The 13,858-nt window shown below is 70.1% G+C and carries 13 protein-coding genes and 2 tRNA genes; 5 read left to right on the top strand and 10 right to left on the bottom strand.

Features of this window, described 5'->3' with window-relative positions; translation table 11 throughout:
• The first annotated feature begins 25 nt into the window (after nucleotides 1-25).
• On the top strand, nucleotides 26-1,009 hold the full coding sequence (locus ACFYOP_RS01760; protein ID WP_356889810.1) for a hypothetical protein: 984 nt from the start codon (nucleotides 26-28) through the stop codon (nucleotides 1,007-1,009).
• Nucleotides 1,010-1,078: 69 nt separating this feature from the next.
• Here ACFYOP_RS01760 and clpX read toward each other — a convergent pair whose 3' ends face one another.
• The 5 genes from clpX to ACFYOP_RS01735 form a co-directional block, all read right to left on the bottom strand.
• Nucleotides 1,079-2,368: an ATP-dependent Clp protease ATP-binding subunit ClpX gene (gene clpX / locus ACFYOP_RS01755; RefSeq protein ID WP_356889808.1), complete on the bottom strand. Its 1,290-nt coding sequence runs from the start codon at nucleotides 2,366-2,368 to the stop codon at nucleotides 1,079-1,081.
• 147 nt (nucleotides 2,369-2,515) lie between these two features.
• Nucleotides 2,516-3,190: an ATP-dependent Clp protease proteolytic subunit gene (locus ACFYOP_RS01750; RefSeq protein ID WP_356889806.1), complete on the bottom strand. Its 675-nt coding sequence runs from the start codon at nucleotides 3,188-3,190 to the stop codon at nucleotides 2,516-2,518.
• Nucleotides 3,191-3,237: 47 nt separating this feature from the next.
• Entirely contained in the window at nucleotides 3,238-3,843 is a 606-nt protein-coding gene (locus ACFYOP_RS01745) for an ATP-dependent Clp protease proteolytic subunit (RefSeq protein ID WP_356890239.1), read from the bottom strand.
• 298 nt (nucleotides 3,844-4,141) lie between these two features.
• Nucleotides 4,142-5,539, bottom strand: coding sequence for a trigger factor (tig, locus tag ACFYOP_RS01740; protein WP_356889804.1), 1,398 nt, complete (start codon nucleotides 5,537-5,539; stop codon nucleotides 4,142-4,144).
• Between the two features lie 149 nt (nucleotides 5,540-5,688).
• A tRNA-Pro gene (locus tag ACFYOP_RS01735) sits at nucleotides 5,689-5,765 on the bottom strand.
• Nucleotides 5,766-5,905: 140 nt separating this feature from the next.
• On the opposite strand from ACFYOP_RS01735, the gene ACFYOP_RS01730 reads away from it, so the two are divergent.
• Nucleotides 5,906-5,979, top strand: a tRNA-Gly gene (locus ACFYOP_RS01730).
• Between the two features lie 144 nt (nucleotides 5,980-6,123).
• Here ACFYOP_RS01730 and ACFYOP_RS01725 read toward each other — a convergent pair.
• Entirely contained in the window at nucleotides 6,124-6,318 is a 195-nt protein-coding gene (locus ACFYOP_RS01725; RefSeq protein ID WP_356889802.1) for a hypothetical protein, read from the bottom strand.
• Between the two features lie 420 nt (nucleotides 6,319-6,738).
• Between ACFYOP_RS01725 and ACFYOP_RS01720 the strand changes: the two genes are divergently transcribed.
• Nucleotides 6,739-7,905, top strand: a complete 1,167-nt coding sequence (locus ACFYOP_RS01720) for an acyltransferase family protein (RefSeq protein ID WP_356889800.1) — start codon at nucleotides 6,739-6,741, stop codon at nucleotides 7,903-7,905.
• Nucleotides 7,906-7,924: 19 nt separating this feature from the next.
• Here the strand turns inward: ACFYOP_RS01720 and ACFYOP_RS01715 are convergent, their stop codons facing one another.
• Together ACFYOP_RS01715 and ACFYOP_RS01710 are read right to left on the bottom strand one after the other, a co-directional pair.
• Nucleotides 7,925-8,380 (bottom strand): HD domain-containing protein, encoded by a 456-nt coding sequence (locus ACFYOP_RS01715; protein ID WP_356889798.1) that lies wholly within the window; start codon nucleotides 8,378-8,380, stop codon nucleotides 7,925-7,927.
• 28 nt (nucleotides 8,381-8,408) lie between these two features.
• The gene (locus ACFYOP_RS01710; RefSeq protein ID WP_356889796.1) at nucleotides 8,409-9,554 is read right to left on the bottom strand and encodes a PP2C family protein-serine/threonine phosphatase; all 1,146 of its coding nucleotides are present in this window, start codon (nucleotides 9,552-9,554) and stop codon (nucleotides 8,409-8,411) included.
• A 105-nt stretch (nucleotides 9,555-9,659) separates the two neighbouring features.
• Between ACFYOP_RS01710 and ACFYOP_RS01705 the strand changes: the two genes are divergently transcribed.
• A complete protein-coding gene (locus ACFYOP_RS01705) occupies nucleotides 9,660-10,889 on the top strand; it encodes a GNAT family N-acetyltransferase (protein WP_356889794.1) in 1,230 nt (409 codons plus the stop codon).
• A gap of 182 nt (nucleotides 10,890-11,071) precedes the next feature.
• Here ACFYOP_RS01705 and ACFYOP_RS01700 read toward each other — a convergent pair whose 3' ends face one another.
• Both ACFYOP_RS01700 and ACFYOP_RS01695 read right to left on the bottom strand, forming a co-directional pair.
• Entirely contained in the window at nucleotides 11,072-11,884 is an 813-nt protein-coding gene (locus ACFYOP_RS01700; protein ID WP_356889792.1) for a DNA-formamidopyrimidine glycosylase family protein, read from the bottom strand.
• Nucleotides 11,884-12,372 (bottom strand): ribose-5-phosphate isomerase, encoded by a 489-nt coding sequence (locus ACFYOP_RS01695; RefSeq protein WP_356889790.1) that lies wholly within the window; start codon nucleotides 12,370-12,372, stop codon nucleotides 11,884-11,886. The genes ACFYOP_RS01700 and ACFYOP_RS01695 overlap by 1 nt, the downstream gene beginning before the upstream one ends.
• Nucleotides 12,373-12,532: 160 nt before the next feature.
• On the opposite strand from ACFYOP_RS01695, the gene ACFYOP_RS01690 reads away from it, so the two are divergent.
• On the top strand, nucleotides 12,533-13,855 hold the full coding sequence (locus ACFYOP_RS01690; RefSeq protein ID WP_356889788.1) for an FAD-binding oxidoreductase: 1,323 nt from the start codon (nucleotides 12,533-12,535) through the stop codon (nucleotides 13,853-13,855).
• Nucleotides 13,856-13,858: the final 3 nt, after the last annotated feature.

The raw sequence follows: 13,858 nt of genomic DNA, 5'->3' as shown, positions 1-13,858 counted from the left end.
AAACATCACGAGGGGACCACCCGTAATGAGCTACAACCAGCCGGGCCCGTACGGCGGGCAGCAGCCGCAGCAGCCCGGACCGTACGGCCAGCCGGGGCCCTACGGCCAGCAGCCGCAGGGCCAGCCGGGCCCTTACGGCCAGCAGCCGCAGACCCCGCAGCCCGGTTACGGGTACCCGCAGCAGGCCCCGCAGGGCGTGCCGCCGCAGCAGCAGCAGCCGCCCTACGGCTACCCGCAGCAGCCCGGCCAGCCCGCCCCGTACGGCCAGCAGCCCCAGTACGGCGCGCAGCAGCCGGGCGGCTACCCGCCCCCGCCGCCGGCCCAGGGCGGTGGCGGCAAGAAGACCGGCCTGATCATCGGCGCCGTGGTCGTCGCCCTGGCGGTCATCGGCGGCGGCGGTTACCTCCTGCTGGGCGGCGGTGGCGGCCTGGAGGACGACGGCCCGCACAAGCTGACGGCACCGGCGACCATCATCGGCGGCGAGTACAAGCGCGCCGTCAAGGACGAGCCGAAGCCGCAGCCGGCGGACAAGGACAGCAAGACGATCCTGGCCGCCAGCGGGGTCACCGACCCCATGTCGATCGGCAGCACGTACTCGACCATCGACCTGACCGGCATCACCCCCGGCGATCCCGAGGCCGCCGAGAAGGTGTCGAAGGCGAAGAACCTCGTCTTCATCGGCGTCTACGGCAAGATCGAGGACCCGGAGAAGGTTCTCGACGCGACGATGGCCGAGTTCAAGAAGAACACCAAGGGATCCGAGACGAAGATGATCGGGGACCCCAAGGAGGTCGAACCCGACGGTCTGAACGGTGCTGTGATGAAGTGCCAGCAGGCCGAGAGCAAGAACAAGCTCACCGGGGTCGTGCAGAACACGCACATGTGCCTCTGGGCGGACTACAGCACGATCGGCATCGTCGAGCCGATCCAGGGTGCGGCCGGCACCTCGCTCGACGAGGCGGCGAAGCTCGCGGCCGACGTCCGCAACGAGGTCCGCGTCAAGGCGTAACACCGCCCGTCACGCGAAGGGGCGCCCGGTCAGTGACCGGGCGCCCCTTACGTGTTCACGCGGCGAGCGCTACGCGCTCTTCTCGTGGCGGCCGTTGCCGTCGTCCTTGACGATGCGCGGGACCAGCGTCGGGTTGACGTTGTTGCGGACGACGTCGCGCGTGATGACGACGCGGGCCACGTCCTTGCGGGACGGGACCTCGTACATCACCGACTGGAGGACCTCCTCCATGATGGCGCGCAGACCGCGCGCGCCGGTGCCGCGGAGGATGGCCTGGTCGGCGATGGCCTCCAGGGCCGGGAGGTCGAAGTCCAGCTCGACGCCGTCGAGTTCGAACAGGCGCTGGTACTGCTTGACCAGCGCGTTGCGCGGCTCGACCAGGATCTTGAGGAGGGCCTCGCGGTCCAGGTTGTGGACCGAGGTGATGACGGGGAGGCGGCCGATGAACTCGGGGATCATGCCGAACTTGACCAGGTCCTCCGGCATGACCTCCTGGAACTGGTCGCTCGCCTCGATCTCGCGCTTGGAGCGGATCGTCGCGCCGAAGCCGATCCCCTTCGCTCCCGCGCGCGACTCGATGATCTTCTCGAGGCCGGCGAAGGCGCCGCCCACGATGAAGAGCACGTTCGTCGTGTCGATCTGGATGAACTCCTGGTGCGGGTGCTTCCGGCCGCCCTGCGGCGGGACCGAGGCGGTGGTGCCCTCAAGGATCTTGAGGAGCGCCTGCTGGACACCCTCGCCGGAGACGTCCCGGGTGATCGACGGGTTCTCGCTCTTACGGGCGACCTTGTCGATCTCGTCGATGTAGATGATCCCGGTCTCGGCCTTCTTGACGTCGTAGTCGGCCGCCTGGATCAGCTTGAGCAGAATGTTCTCGACGTCCTCGCCGACATAGCCGGCCTCCGTGAGCGCCGTCGCGTCCGCGATGGCGAACGGGACGTTCAGCATACGGGCGAGGGTCTGCGCGAGGAGCGTCTTGCCGGAGCCCGTGGGGCCCAGCAGAAGGATGTTGGACTTGGCGAGCTCGATCGCGTCGTCCCGGCCCTGCGCTCCGCCGTTCTCGCCGGCCTGGACGCGCTTGTAGTGGTTGTACACCGCGACCGAGAGGGCCTTCTTCGCGGGCTCCTGCCCGACGACGTACCCCTCGAGGAACTCACAGATCTCGCGCGGCTTGGGGAGCTCCTCCCACCGCACCTCGGAGGTCTCGGCGAGCTCCTCCTCGATGATCTCGTTGCAGAGGTCGATGCACTCGTCGCAGATGTACACCCCGGGGCCTGCGATGAGCTTCTTCACCTGCTTCTGGCTCTTTCCGCAGAACGAGCACTTGAGCAGGTCGCCGCCATCACCGATGCGTGCCACGAGGTGCTTCCCCAATCGCCTGGGAGCGGCTTGGTTCAGCCGGCTCCTGGTGCCTCATATTCGACGGTACCTTGCCGAGCCCTCGGTTCGGGCCCCCCTTGGCGCGGTTCACACATTGTCGTGTACCGCGCCAAGGGCCGTCGTACGTCAGGCGGCCGCTCCGGCCGCGCTCTTACGCGTCGAGACGATCTGGTCCACGAGGCCGTACGCGAGCGCGCCGTCGGCCGTGAGGATCTTGTCCCGCTCGATGTCGTCCCGGATCTTCTCCAGCGGCGTGGTGGAGTGCTTCGCCAGCATCTCCTCCAGCTGCTCACGCATCCGCAGGATCTCGTTGGCCGCGATCTCCAGGTCGGAGAGCTGCTCGCGGCCGGTCTGCGAGGACGGCTGGTGGATCAGGACACGGGCGTGCGGCAGGGCCATCCGCTTGCCGGGCGTGCCGGCGGCGAGGAGCACGGCCGCGGCGGACGCCGCCTGGCCCATGCAGACCGTCTGGATGTCAGGCTTCACGAACTGCATCGTGTCGTAGATCGCCGTCAGCGCGGTGAAGGAGCCACCGGGGCTGTTGATGTAGATCGAGATGTCACGGTCCGGGTCCATCGACTCCAGGCACAGCAGCTGCGCCATGACGTCGTTCGCGGACGCGTCGTCGATCTGCACGCCGAGGAAGATCACGCGCTCCTCGAAGAGCTTCGCGTACGGGTCGTACTCGCGCACGCCCTGCGAGGTGCGCTCGACGAAGCGCGGGACGACGTAGCGGCTGTCCGGCTGCGGGCCGGTGTAGAGGCCGCTCGCGGAGAAGTTGCTCATGTGGGTGTTCACCATCCTGGTGGCGTTCTGCGGGCTCGGGAGGGGGCTCGGTGCGGTGCGGCTCAGGCGCCGGTGCCGCCACCGCCCGGGACGCCCGAGGCGGCGGAGATGATCTCGTCGATGAGGCCGTACTCCTTGGCCTCTTCGGAGGTGAACCAGCGGTCGCGGTCGCCGTCGCGGATGATCGCCTCGACGGTCTGGCCGGAGTGCTGGGCGGTGATCTCCGCCATGCGCTTCTTCGTACGGAGCAGGTACTCGGCCTGGATCTTGATGTCCGAGGCGGTGCCGCCGAGGCCGGCCGAACCCTGGTGCATGAGGATGTCGGTGTTCGGCAGCGCGAACCGCTTGCCGGCCGCACCGCCGGTCAGCAGGAACTGGCCCATGGAGGCGGCCATGCCCATGCCGATCGTCACCACGTCGTTCGGGATGTACTGCATGGTGTCGTAGACCGCCATGCCCGCCGTCACCGAACCGCCGGGGCTGTTGATGTAGAGGTAGATGTCCTTGTCCGGGTCGGCGGCAAGGAGCAGCATCTGCGCGGTGATCTTGTTGGCGATGTCGTCGTCGACCTGCTGGCCCAGGAAGATGATGCGTTCACCGAGCAGCCGGCTGTAGACCTGGTCGCCGAGGCCACCACCGATGGAGGGCTCGCCGGCGGCTGTAGGCATCAGATTCGTCACGTATTCCACCTGCTCGTCTCTGACGGCTTCGGCCGTCTCAGCGTCTTCGTACCGGGGGCGGGGGACTCCCCTGCCCTCGTATTCATGGACCCTAACGCGCAGGTCGGACAGAGCCATCCCGCTTCCCGAACTGTTCGCTCGGAGCGCAAGGTCCACACCGTCCGCCCCGCCGTCCCCAGCGGGTCCACGGCGGCCGGGAACGGGCCTGTGGGGCTTGCGGTGGTACGCGTACGGGCTCCGGGCGCCGCAGTGGCGTCCGGAGCCCGTAGCAGGGTCAGCGCGAGGCTCAGGCCTCGGTCTTCTCCTCGCCGTCACCCTCGACGGCGGCCTCGACCGTCTCGACGGCGGCAGCGCTGTCGGAGGGCTCTTCCTCTTCGTCCTCGAGGTCGACGACCTCACCGTTGGTGTCGAGGACCTTGGCGGCCTCGACGACCACGGCCAGCGCCTTGCCGCGGGCGACCTCGCCGACGAGCATCGGCACCTGGCCACCCTCGACGACGGCCTGGGCGAACTGGTCGGGGCTCATGCCGGAGGACTGGGCACGCCGCATGAGGTGCTCGGTGAGCTCCTCCTGGTTGACGTTCAGCTTCTCCTTGTTGACCAGCTCGTCCAGAACGAACTGGGTCTTGATGCCCTTGACCGCCTGCTCCTTGGTCTCGGCATCGAACTCTTCCTCGGTCTTGCCCTGGATCTCCAGGTACTTGGCGAGGTCGAGACCCATCTGGCCCAGCTGGTGGTTGACCAGGTTGTGCTTGCGGGTGTTGATCTCGTCCTCGAGCAGCTTCTCGGGGACGGGGACCTCGACCAGCTCGAGCAGCTTCTCGAGGACACGCTCCTGGGCCTGCGTGGCCTGGTCGTACTGCTTCATGTTCGCAAGGCGCTTGCGGCTGTCCGCCTTCAGCTCCTCGAGAGTGTCGAACTCGCTCGCCATCTGGGCGAAGTCGTCGTCCAGCTCGGGGAGCTCCTTGGCGGCCACGGCGGTGACCTTGACGCTGACCTCGGCGTCCTTGCCCTCGGCGGAGCCGCCCTTCAGCTGCGAGGTGAAGGTGGCCTCGCCGCCGGCCTCCAGGCCGGTGACGGCCTCGTCGATGCCCTCGAGGAGCTCGCCGGAGCCGATGGTGTACGAGACACCCTCGGCGACACCGTCGGGCAGGACCTCGCCGTCGACCTTGGCCTCGAGGTCGAGCGTGACGACGTCGCCGTCGGCGGCGGCGCGCTCGACGGGGTTGGTGGAGGCGAAGCGCTCACGCAGCTCCTCCACCGCCTTCTCGACGTCCTCGTCGCTGACCTCGACGGCGTCGACGGTGACCTCGATACCGGAGTAGTCCGGGATCTGGATCTCGGGACGGACGTCGACCTCGGCCGTGAAGGCCAGCGTCTCGCCGTCCTTCAGCTCGGTGATGTCCACCTCGGGCTGGCCCAGCGGGTTCAGCTCAGCCTCGTTGACCGCCTCGGTGTAGAGCTTGGGAAGCGCGTCGTTGACCGCTTCCTCCAGCACCGCACCACGGCCGAACCGCTGATCGATCACTCGGGCAGGGATCTTGCCCTTACGGAAGCCCTTGACCGTGACCTGCTGGTTGATCTTCTTGTACGCCGCGTCGAGGCTGGCCTTGAGCTCCTCGAAGGGCACCTCGACAGTGAGCCGAACCCGGGTCGGGTTCAGGTTCTCCACGGCGCTCTTCACGGTTCGGTCTCCTTGGTGGCTGACATCTTGGGGTTCTGCTGCACCGAAAACGGCGATTCAGCGGATCGAGCCCGGCACATCAGACACACGGGCACGCAGCTTGCATAGTAACGGCAAGCGGGAGGCGCCTCACAACGTGATCTTGCTGGTGGTCGGGGTGGCCGGATTCGAACCGACGACCTTCCGCTCCCAAAGCGGACGCGCTACCAAGCTGCGCCACACCCCGTCGGTGCGAACCGTAGGGTACATGCCCGGCGGGCGGGCGCCGCGCGTTTTACCGCGCGACGGAAGGGGTGTGCGCCGAGCGCCCCGGACCCGCTACGATGCTTCTCGTGCCGCGGGCCACGTGACCTGCGGTGCGAGCGTGCGGGCGTAGCTCAATGGTAGAGCCCTAGTCTTCCAAACTAGCTACGCGGGTTCGATTCCCGTCGCCCGCTCCACACGGCTCAGGGCCAGGCCGGAGGTTCGTCCTCCGGCCTGGCCCTGACGCGTTTCCGGTCCTCGCCGCCGTCCGCGCACCCGCACGTGTGCGCGGGCTCGCTCTTTCCCTCACGCGCCAGGTGCGCGCCCGGCGGCGGGGCGGGTCAGAAGCTGATGCGGTTGATCGTCTCGGCTATCGAGTTCATGAACCTCTCGATCGACGGCGCCATGCCCGTCGAGGCGACGAAGAAGCCGAAGAGGGCCGCCACGATGGCGGGCCCGGCCTTGATGGAGCCGCCGCGGATCAACACCACGAGGACGATCGCCAACAGAAGCACCACTGACAGTGAAATGGCCACAACTGATCACACCCTCGGTCGGTCCGCCTACCGGCCCGGAGCGCGCGGCCCAGCACGCTCCCGCCCGCACCATCGTGCCATCAACCCCCTTGCCCCTGTGGCCGGCTGACGAACCGTCCTGGACAAGATCACGCCATCACGGATGCGGGGCGCGGCGGTTGCCGTCGCGTCTGCGGGGCCGCCCGGGTGAAATGCGAAAAGGAATTACCCTTGATCGTTTCACTGTCCCCACACTTCTGTCACGAGAAATTCGAAGCGCCTTCGTGAGGTAATTCACGCGACCGTGACGTGTGGGCGATTTGCACTGTTCAAGCGGGTCCAACCCGGACATATCGGCCCGTCGGTGCGGGCGTCGTATTCGAATGAGCCAGGTGTGCGGCATGTTTTGCGCAGCGAATTGCGGGGGCTAGTGTGCCTTGAATGTTCCACGCTGCGCATGGGTACGAGAGGACGCCTGGGCCCGAGGTCAAGGAGTCGGAGACCACCCCGGAGAACCGGACGGCGACCGCTGTCGCCCCGGCCGCGAGTGGCCTGAAGTCCGCCCCTCAGGGGGCTGCCAAGGCCACCGGTCGGGACGCCTACTTCGACAACGCGAAGTATCTGGCCATCGTGCTGGTGGCGGTGGCGCACGCCTGGGAGCCGGTGATGGAGGGCAGCAGAGCAACGCGTGCCCTGTACATGCTGATCTACACCTTCCACATGCCGGCCTTCATCATCGTCTCCGGCTACTTCTCCCGGAGTTACCGGGGCAAACCGCATCAGCTCAGACGACTGCTGACGGGCATCGCCCTGCCGTACGTCGTCTTCGAGGTGGCCTACTCGCTGTTCGCCCGGTACGCGAACGACGATCCGTCGCGGTCGATCAGCCTGCTCGACCCGTTCTATCTGACCTGGTTCCTGGCCGCGCTGTTCATCTGGCGGCTGACCACCCCGCTGTGGCAGACGGTGCGGTGGCCGATGTCGATCGCGCTCGCCATCGGTCTGCTGGCGTCGCTCACCCCGGGCATCGGGGCGGACCTCAACCTCACGCGGGTGCTGCAGTTCCTGCCCTTCTTCGTGCTGGGCCTGTGTCTGAAGCCGGAGCACTTCCAGCTGCTGCGGCGGCCCGAGGCGCGGCTGCTGGCCGTGCCCGTCCTCGCGGGGGCGCTGCTCTTCGCGTACTGGGTGGCCCCCCGTATGAACCTGAGCTGGTTCTACCGTTCCGGCAGCGTGCAGGAGCGGGGCTGGCCGTGGTGGTCGGGCCTGGTGGTGGTCGTCGCGCTCTTCGGGTGCGCGCTGGTGCTGAGCGCCGCGTTCCTCGCGCTGGTGCCGAGCCGCCGGACCTGGTTCACGGCCCTGGGCGCCGGGACCATCTGCGGCTACCTGCTGCACGGCTTCGCGGTCAAGGCCGGTGACTACTGGGGGCTGTTCGAGAGCCAGGCGTGGCTCGGCGGCCCGGTCGGTCTGGTGGTGCTGACGCTGGGCACGGGCGCCATGGTGACGCTGATGTGCTCCCCACCCGTACGCCGGGCCCTGCGGTTCGTCACGGAGCCCGAGATGAAGTGGGCGTTCCGCCAGGACGCGACCGAGTCGAGCCCGCGCCGGTGAGCACCCGGCCGGGCCGGCTCTAGTCGGCGGTCAGGCCCAGCAGTTCGCGGGTCCTGGCGTACTTGGCGGTCAGCCTGTTCCGCGTCGCCTCGTCGAGCACGGCGAGGCGCGCGGGATCGGCGTTGTGGGCCAGGTCGGCCTGTTTGACGAGCAGCGCGCCGGGGGTGTCCAGGATGCGCCGCGTATAGACCTCGAGGTCCTCGTCCTCCCCTTTGGTGAGGGCGAGGACCATGTCCTTCACGTGCCGCGGCAGAGCGGCGTCCTCGAGCCAGGCGCGGCTCAGCACGCCGTCCTCGACCGCGTCGTGGAGCCAGCCCGCGGCGATCTGGTCGTCGCTGCCGCCCCGGGCGCGCACGCCCTCGGCGACGGCCGCGATGTGTTCCGCGTACGGGCGGCCTGCTTTGTCCTGCTGTGCGGCGTGCGCCTCGCGGGCGATCGCCTCCACCTCGGCCAGGGTCAGCCTCTGCTCCGACATGGGACGACTGTACGCGCGTGCAGCGGTGTCAGACCTGGCGGCACAGCAGCAGCAGCGCCCGGTCGTCGTTGACGTCCTTGGCCACCGCCTCGATCAGATGCCAGGCCGCGCCCTCGAACCCGGACGCGACATAGCGGTCGGCCTCGCCGGTGAGCCGGTCGATGCCCTCGCTGATGTCGCGGTCCGACGCCTCCACCAGCCCGTCGGTGAACAGCATCAGCACGTCGCCGGAGCGCAGGGAGCCCTTGACCGGGTCGAACTGCGCCGCGTCGTAGACGCCGAGGAGCGGGCCCTCGGCGGACTTCTCCTCCCAGCGCCCGCTGCCCGCGTGGAGCTGGAGCGCGGGCAGATGCCCGGCGGAGAACAGTTCGTAGTCGCCCGAGTCGAGGTCGAGCACGAGGTGGATGGACGTGGCGAAACCCTCGTCCCAGTCCTGGCGCAGCAGATAGCCGTTGGCCGCGGGCAGGAAGCCGTGCGGCGGCAGCGAGCCCAGCAGCCCGCCGAACGCCCCGGACAGCAGCAGTGCCCGGGACGCCGCGTCCATCCCCTTGCCGGAGACGTCCGTGAGGACGACCTCCAGGGTGCGGCCGCCGTTGGTGCGGGCGGCGACCGTGAAGTCGCCGGAGAAGGACTGGCCGCCGGCCGGGCGGAGCGCCATCTCCTGGTGCCAGCCCTTCGGCAGCCGCGGCAGGGCGCTCTGCACCCGGATGCGCTCGCGCAGGTCGAAGAGCATGGTGCCGCCGCGCCGCCACGGCACGCCGACCCTCGCCCTGAACTGGGCGATGAGCAGCCCGAAAAGACCGCATGCCGCGACGACGAGGACCGTGCCGGGGGTGACCCTGGCCGGGCCCTCCAGATACGGGCCGAGCACCAGGGACTCGACGATCAGGGCGCCCGCGGCGGCCGCGTAGAGACCGAGCAGGCTCGCGGGCCGCAGCAGCAGCCCGCCGGCGACGATCGGCAGGACCAGCGCCACCGGTGAACACCACACCGGGGCGGCGATCGTTCCCCAGGTGATCGCGGGGACCGTGAGCAGCAGTCCGACCAGGGCGAGCCAGTCGGAGCCGTCGCCGCGGAAGTAGTCGACGGCGGATCGGCGCAGCGTCGTACGGGCCCGGTGCACGGCTTTGCGCATCCGGGCCGTGAACGAGTCTGCTGCAGAGCCGTGGGCCATTGCGGGGACCTTATCCACCCGCCGCCCCGCCGTGCAGGGGGACCCCACGACATTGCGTTCGAAATCGGGTCGCGAAGCGCCGTGAGCGGCTGGTAGGGATGGCATATGACGACAGATCTGAGGGTGCTGCGGCAGTCCGAGTGGGACCGGTGGTACGCGAGTCTCGAACGCGCCTTCGGAGGGGTCGCGGAGACCCGGCCGGAGCGCGAGCTGTGGGAGTCGCTCACCGAGACCGAGCGCTCGATCGGCGTCTGGGAGGGCGAGGACTGCGTGGGCACCGCCGGGGCGTTCACCTTCTCGGTGTCCGCGCCGGGCGGCACGTTCGTGCCCGCGGCGGGAGTGACCATGGTCAGCGTCGCGGCCACCCACCGGCGGCGCGGCATCCTCACGTCCATGATGCGCCGTCAGCTCGACGACGTCCGTTCGTGGGGTGAGCCGCTCGCCGTGCTGACGGCCTCCGAGCCGGAGATCTACGGCCGGTTCGGCTACGGCATCGCCACCCGTCAACTGTCCGTCGAGATCGACTCCTCACGGGTGCGCATCGCCGTGCCGGCGGGCGGCGAGGACGTCCGGCTGCGGTTCGTCCCGGTCGCCGAGGGCGCAGAGGCGTGCGAGGAGGTGTACCGGCGCACGATCAGCGCGCGGCCGGGGATGCTCGCGCGCCGTCCGGGGTGGGAACGGCTGCCGCTGCTCGACCCGCCGAGCGAGCGGCAGGGCGCGTCCCCGATGCAGTGCGTGCTCGCCGAGCGGGACGGGCGGGTCGTGGGCTACGCCCGGTTCCACAACAAGCCGGACTGGACCGCGGCCGGTCCCGACGGCTCGATCTCGGTACGGCACATCGACGCGCTCGACCCGGTGGCGTACGCGGTGCTGTGGCGGTTCCTGTGCGACATCGACCTGACGTCGGCCGTCCGGTCCCGCAACCGTCCGGTCGACGACCCGCTGCTGCACCTCGTCAGCGACATCCGCCGCTGCGACGTGCGGGTGCGGGACTCGCTGCACGTCCGGCTGGTCGATGTCGGCGCTGCGCTGGAGGCCCGGAGGTACACGGCGCCGGTGGACGTGGTGTTCGAGGTCGACGACGCGTTCTGCCCGTGGAACGCGGGGCGCTGGCGGCTGACCGGCGACGCGAAGGGCGCGACGTGCGCGCGGACGCGGGACGCGGCGGATCTGGAGCTCGGGGTGGGCGAGTTGGGCGCCGCGTATCTCGGAGGCGTGTCGCTGACGTCGCTGGCGGGGGCGGGACGGATACGGGAGATGCGGGAGGGGGCGCTGCGGGAGGCGTCGGTGGCATTCGGGTCGGATGTGGCGCCGTGGTTGCCGCACGGGTTCTAGCGGGAGCGTCTCGAGGGGGCGGGGGCGCCTGCGGCGGGCTTGTTCCCCTACCCTCCCCCTCCCCGTCCCCCTGCGGCCTGGCGGCCGCGGTGGGACCCCCGCCTTCCCGTAACGGGGGCTCCGCCCCCGAACCCCCGCGCCTCAATCGCCGGCGGGGCCGGATGTGCCCGGCGCCGTAGCATTCAGCGCTGCGGCTGGCAGGTGGGGCACCAGAAGAGGTTGCGGGCCGAGAGCGGGGCCGTGCGGATCTGCGTCGTGCAGATGTGGCACGGCATGTTCGCCCGGCGGTAGACGTAGACCTCACCGCCGTGGTCGTCGACGCGCGGTGGGCGGCCCATCGCCTCGGGCAGGTGCTCCGGGCGGACGGTGTCGATGCGGTTGTTGCGTACGCCCTCGCGCATCAGGGCGACCAGATCGTCCCAGATGGCATCCCATTGGGCGCGTGTGAGGTCCCTGCCGGGTCGGTAGGGGTCGATGCCGTGGCGGAAGAGGACCTCAGCGCGGTAGACGTTGCCGACGCCCGCGACGATCTTCTGGTCCATCAGGAGCGCGGCGATCGTCGTGCGGGAGCGGGAGATCCGCGACCAGGCCCGGTCCGAGGTGTCGGACGGTCGGAGCGGGTCGGGGCCGAGGCGGTCGTGGATCGCCTGCTTCTCGCCGTCGGTGAGCAGCGCGCAGGCCGTGGGGCCCCGCAGGTCGACGTAGGACGTGGCGTTGGCGAGACGCAGCCGGACCGTGTCGGTGGGCGGCGGCGCCGGCGCGTCGCCGAAGGTGACCTTGCCGAACAGGCCGAGGTGGATGTGGACCCAGCCGAGCGGCCCGAACCCGAGGAAGAGGTGCTTGCCGTGGGCGTCGGCGTACTCGAGCGCCTGGCCGTCGATCAGCGCCGCGCTGTCGGAGAACTTCCCCTGCGGGCTCGTCGCACGCACGGACCGGCCGCCGAACCTCTCGCGGTGGTCGGCGGCCAGCCGGTGGATCGTGTGCCCCTCGGGCATTAGCCCTGCTGCGGGTGGTGGGCCGGGATCGGGGGCAGGTCGCCGGTGGTCTCGTACGCGGAGAGCATCTCGATGCGGCGGGTGTGGCGCTCCTCGCCCGAGTACGGGGTGTTCAGGAAGATCTCGGCGAACTTGGTGGACTCCTCCAGGGAGTGCATCCGGCCGCCGATCGCCACCACGTTGGCGTTGTTGTGCTCGCGGCCGAGGGCCGCGGTCTGCTCGCTCCAGGCGAGCGCGGCACGCACGCCCTTGACCTTGTTCGCGGCGATCTGCTCGCCGTTCCCGGAGCCGCCGATCACGATGCCGAGGCTGCCCTCGTCCGCGGCCGTCCGCTCGGCGGCGCGCAGGCAGAACGGCGGGTAGTCGTCCTGTGCGTCGTAGATGTGGGGACCGCAGTCCACGGGCTCGTGGCCATGGGCCTTGAGCCACTCGACGAGGTGGTTCTTGAGTTCGAAGCCGGCATGGTCGGAGCCGAGGTACACGCGCATGGTCCGAGTGTGGCATGTGGGACCGGAGCGATCCGGCTCGGGGCGGGAAAACGGGCGGCGCGGGTCGGCGGCGGCAGGGAGCAATACCTGACGGCGTCTGTCGGGTATTGCGGGGAGGCTCGCCGGGACGTCCGCAGAGGAACGAACGGAGAGCTCCCCCATGTTTTCCACCGCCACCACCGTCCTGCGCCCCGGCGACGAGGGGTACGAGGGTGAACTGGCCGGATTCCAGACCGGTTTCACCCGGCGCCCGGACCTCGTCGTCGCCGCACGCGACGCCGAGGACGTGCGCGCGGCGGTCGCGTACGCGGCCGCGCACGGTCTGCCGGTCCGGGCGCAGGCCACCGGGCACGGCACCCCCGGGCCCGTCGCGGGCGGGGTGCTCGTCAGCACCCGCCGGATGGACGGCGTGGCGGTGGACGCCGCGGCCCGCACCGCGCGGGTGGCGGCCGGCGCCCGCTGGGGGCAGGTCGTCGCGGCGGCCGCCGGGCACGGGCTCGCGCCGCTGAACGGCTCGGCGCCGGGCGTCGGCGCCGTCTCGTACACCCTCGGCGGCGGTCTGGGCATTCTGGCGCGGGAGTTCGGGTACGCCGCCGATCACGTCCGCTCGCTGGAGATCGTCACGGCGGACGCCGGGCTGCGGAACGTCACCGCCGGCAGTGACCCCGAGCTGTTCTGGGCGCTGTGCGGCGGCGGGCACGGTTTCGGTGTGGTGACCGCCATGGAGATCGATCTGGTGCCGGTGGCGCGGCTGTACGGGGGCTCGCTCGTCTTCGACGGGGACCTGGTGGACCGGGCGCTGGAGGTCTGGCTGCGCTGGACGGCCGGTCTGCCGGACCAGGTGACCTCGTCGGCGGCGCTGGTGCGGTTCCCGGACCTTCCCGTGGTGCCGGAGCCGATGCGGGGCCGCTACACCGTGTCGGTCCGGGTCGCCTTCACCGGGGACGCGGAGGAGGGCGGGCGGCTGGTTGCCCCGCTGCGGGAGATCGGGCCCGCCCTCGCCGACTCGCTGCGGGACATGCCGTACGCCGAGAGCCACACCATCCACAGCGACCCGGACTTCCCGCACGCCTACTACGGGGACAGCGCGATGCTCGGCGGTCTCGACGCGGGCCGGGCGCGCGAGGTGGTGCGGCTCACCGGGCCGGACGCGCCGGTCATGTCGGTGGTCCAGATCAACCACTTGGGCGGCGCGACGGCCAAGGAGCAGCGGAACGCGGTGCCGTTCCGTTCGGCCCGGTATCTGCTGCGGGTCCTCAACCCGCTGGGCCGGGACACGCAAGCGGGCGTCGTGGAGGCCCTGCACGCGCGGGTGTTCCAGGTGCTGGAGCCGCTGACGCTGGGCCGCTCGGTCAACTTCGCCTTCGGCTGCGGCAGCCGTACGCGAGGGCTGCACGAGCCCGGGACGCACAAGAGGCTCGCCGGTCTGCGGTCGGCGTACGACCCGGCGAGCCTCTTCCGCGATCGGGACGATCGGGACTGAGTG

Source organism: Streptomyces sp. NPDC006294 (assembly GCF_042870895.1).
Classification (GTDB): domain Bacteria; phylum Actinomycetota; class Actinomycetes; order Streptomycetales; family Streptomycetaceae; genus Streptomyces.
Note: the sequence above shows the minus strand (reverse complement) of the source record. Positions and strands in the feature narration are given on the sequence as shown.

What these genes read in the sequence shown, in the direction of transcription:
- ACFYOP_RS01700 (WP_356889792.1), bottom strand. Translation starts at nt 11,884, where the DNA reads ATGCCCGAGGGGCACACGATCCACCGGCTGGCCGCCGACCACCGCGAG.
- ACFYOP_RS01695 (WP_356889790.1), bottom strand. Translation starts at nt 12,372, where the DNA reads ATGCGCGTGTACCTCGGCTCCGACCATGCCGGCTTCGAACTCAAGAAC.
- ACFYOP_RS01745 (WP_356890239.1), bottom strand. Translation starts at nt 3,843, where the DNA reads ATGCCTACAGCCGCCGGCGAGCCCTCCATCGGTGGTGGCCTCGGCGAC.
- ACFYOP_RS01715 (WP_356889798.1), bottom strand. Translation starts at nt 8,380, where the DNA reads ATGTCGGAGCAGAGGCTGACCCTGGCCGAGGTGGAGGCGATCGCCCGC.
- ACFYOP_RS01705 (WP_356889794.1), top strand. Translation starts at nt 9,660, where the DNA reads ATGACGACAGATCTGAGGGTGCTGCGGCAGTCCGAGTGGGACCGGTGG.
- ACFYOP_RS01760 (WP_356889810.1), top strand. Translation starts at nt 26, where the DNA reads ATGAGCTACAACCAGCCGGGCCCGTACGGCGGGCAGCAGCCGCAGCAG.
- ACFYOP_RS01710 (WP_356889796.1), bottom strand. Translation starts at nt 9,554, where the DNA reads ATGGCCCACGGCTCTGCAGCAGACTCGTTCACGGCCCGGATGCGCAAA.
- ACFYOP_RS01750 (WP_356889806.1), bottom strand. Translation starts at nt 3,190, where the DNA reads ATGGTGAACACCCACATGAGCAACTTCTCCGCGAGCGGCCTCTACACC.
- ACFYOP_RS01720 (WP_356889800.1), top strand. Translation starts at nt 6,739, where the DNA reads ATGTTCCACGCTGCGCATGGGTACGAGAGGACGCCTGGGCCCGAGGTC.
- ACFYOP_RS01690 (WP_356889788.1), top strand. Translation starts at nt 12,533, where the DNA reads ATGTTTTCCACCGCCACCACCGTCCTGCGCCCCGGCGACGAGGGGTAC.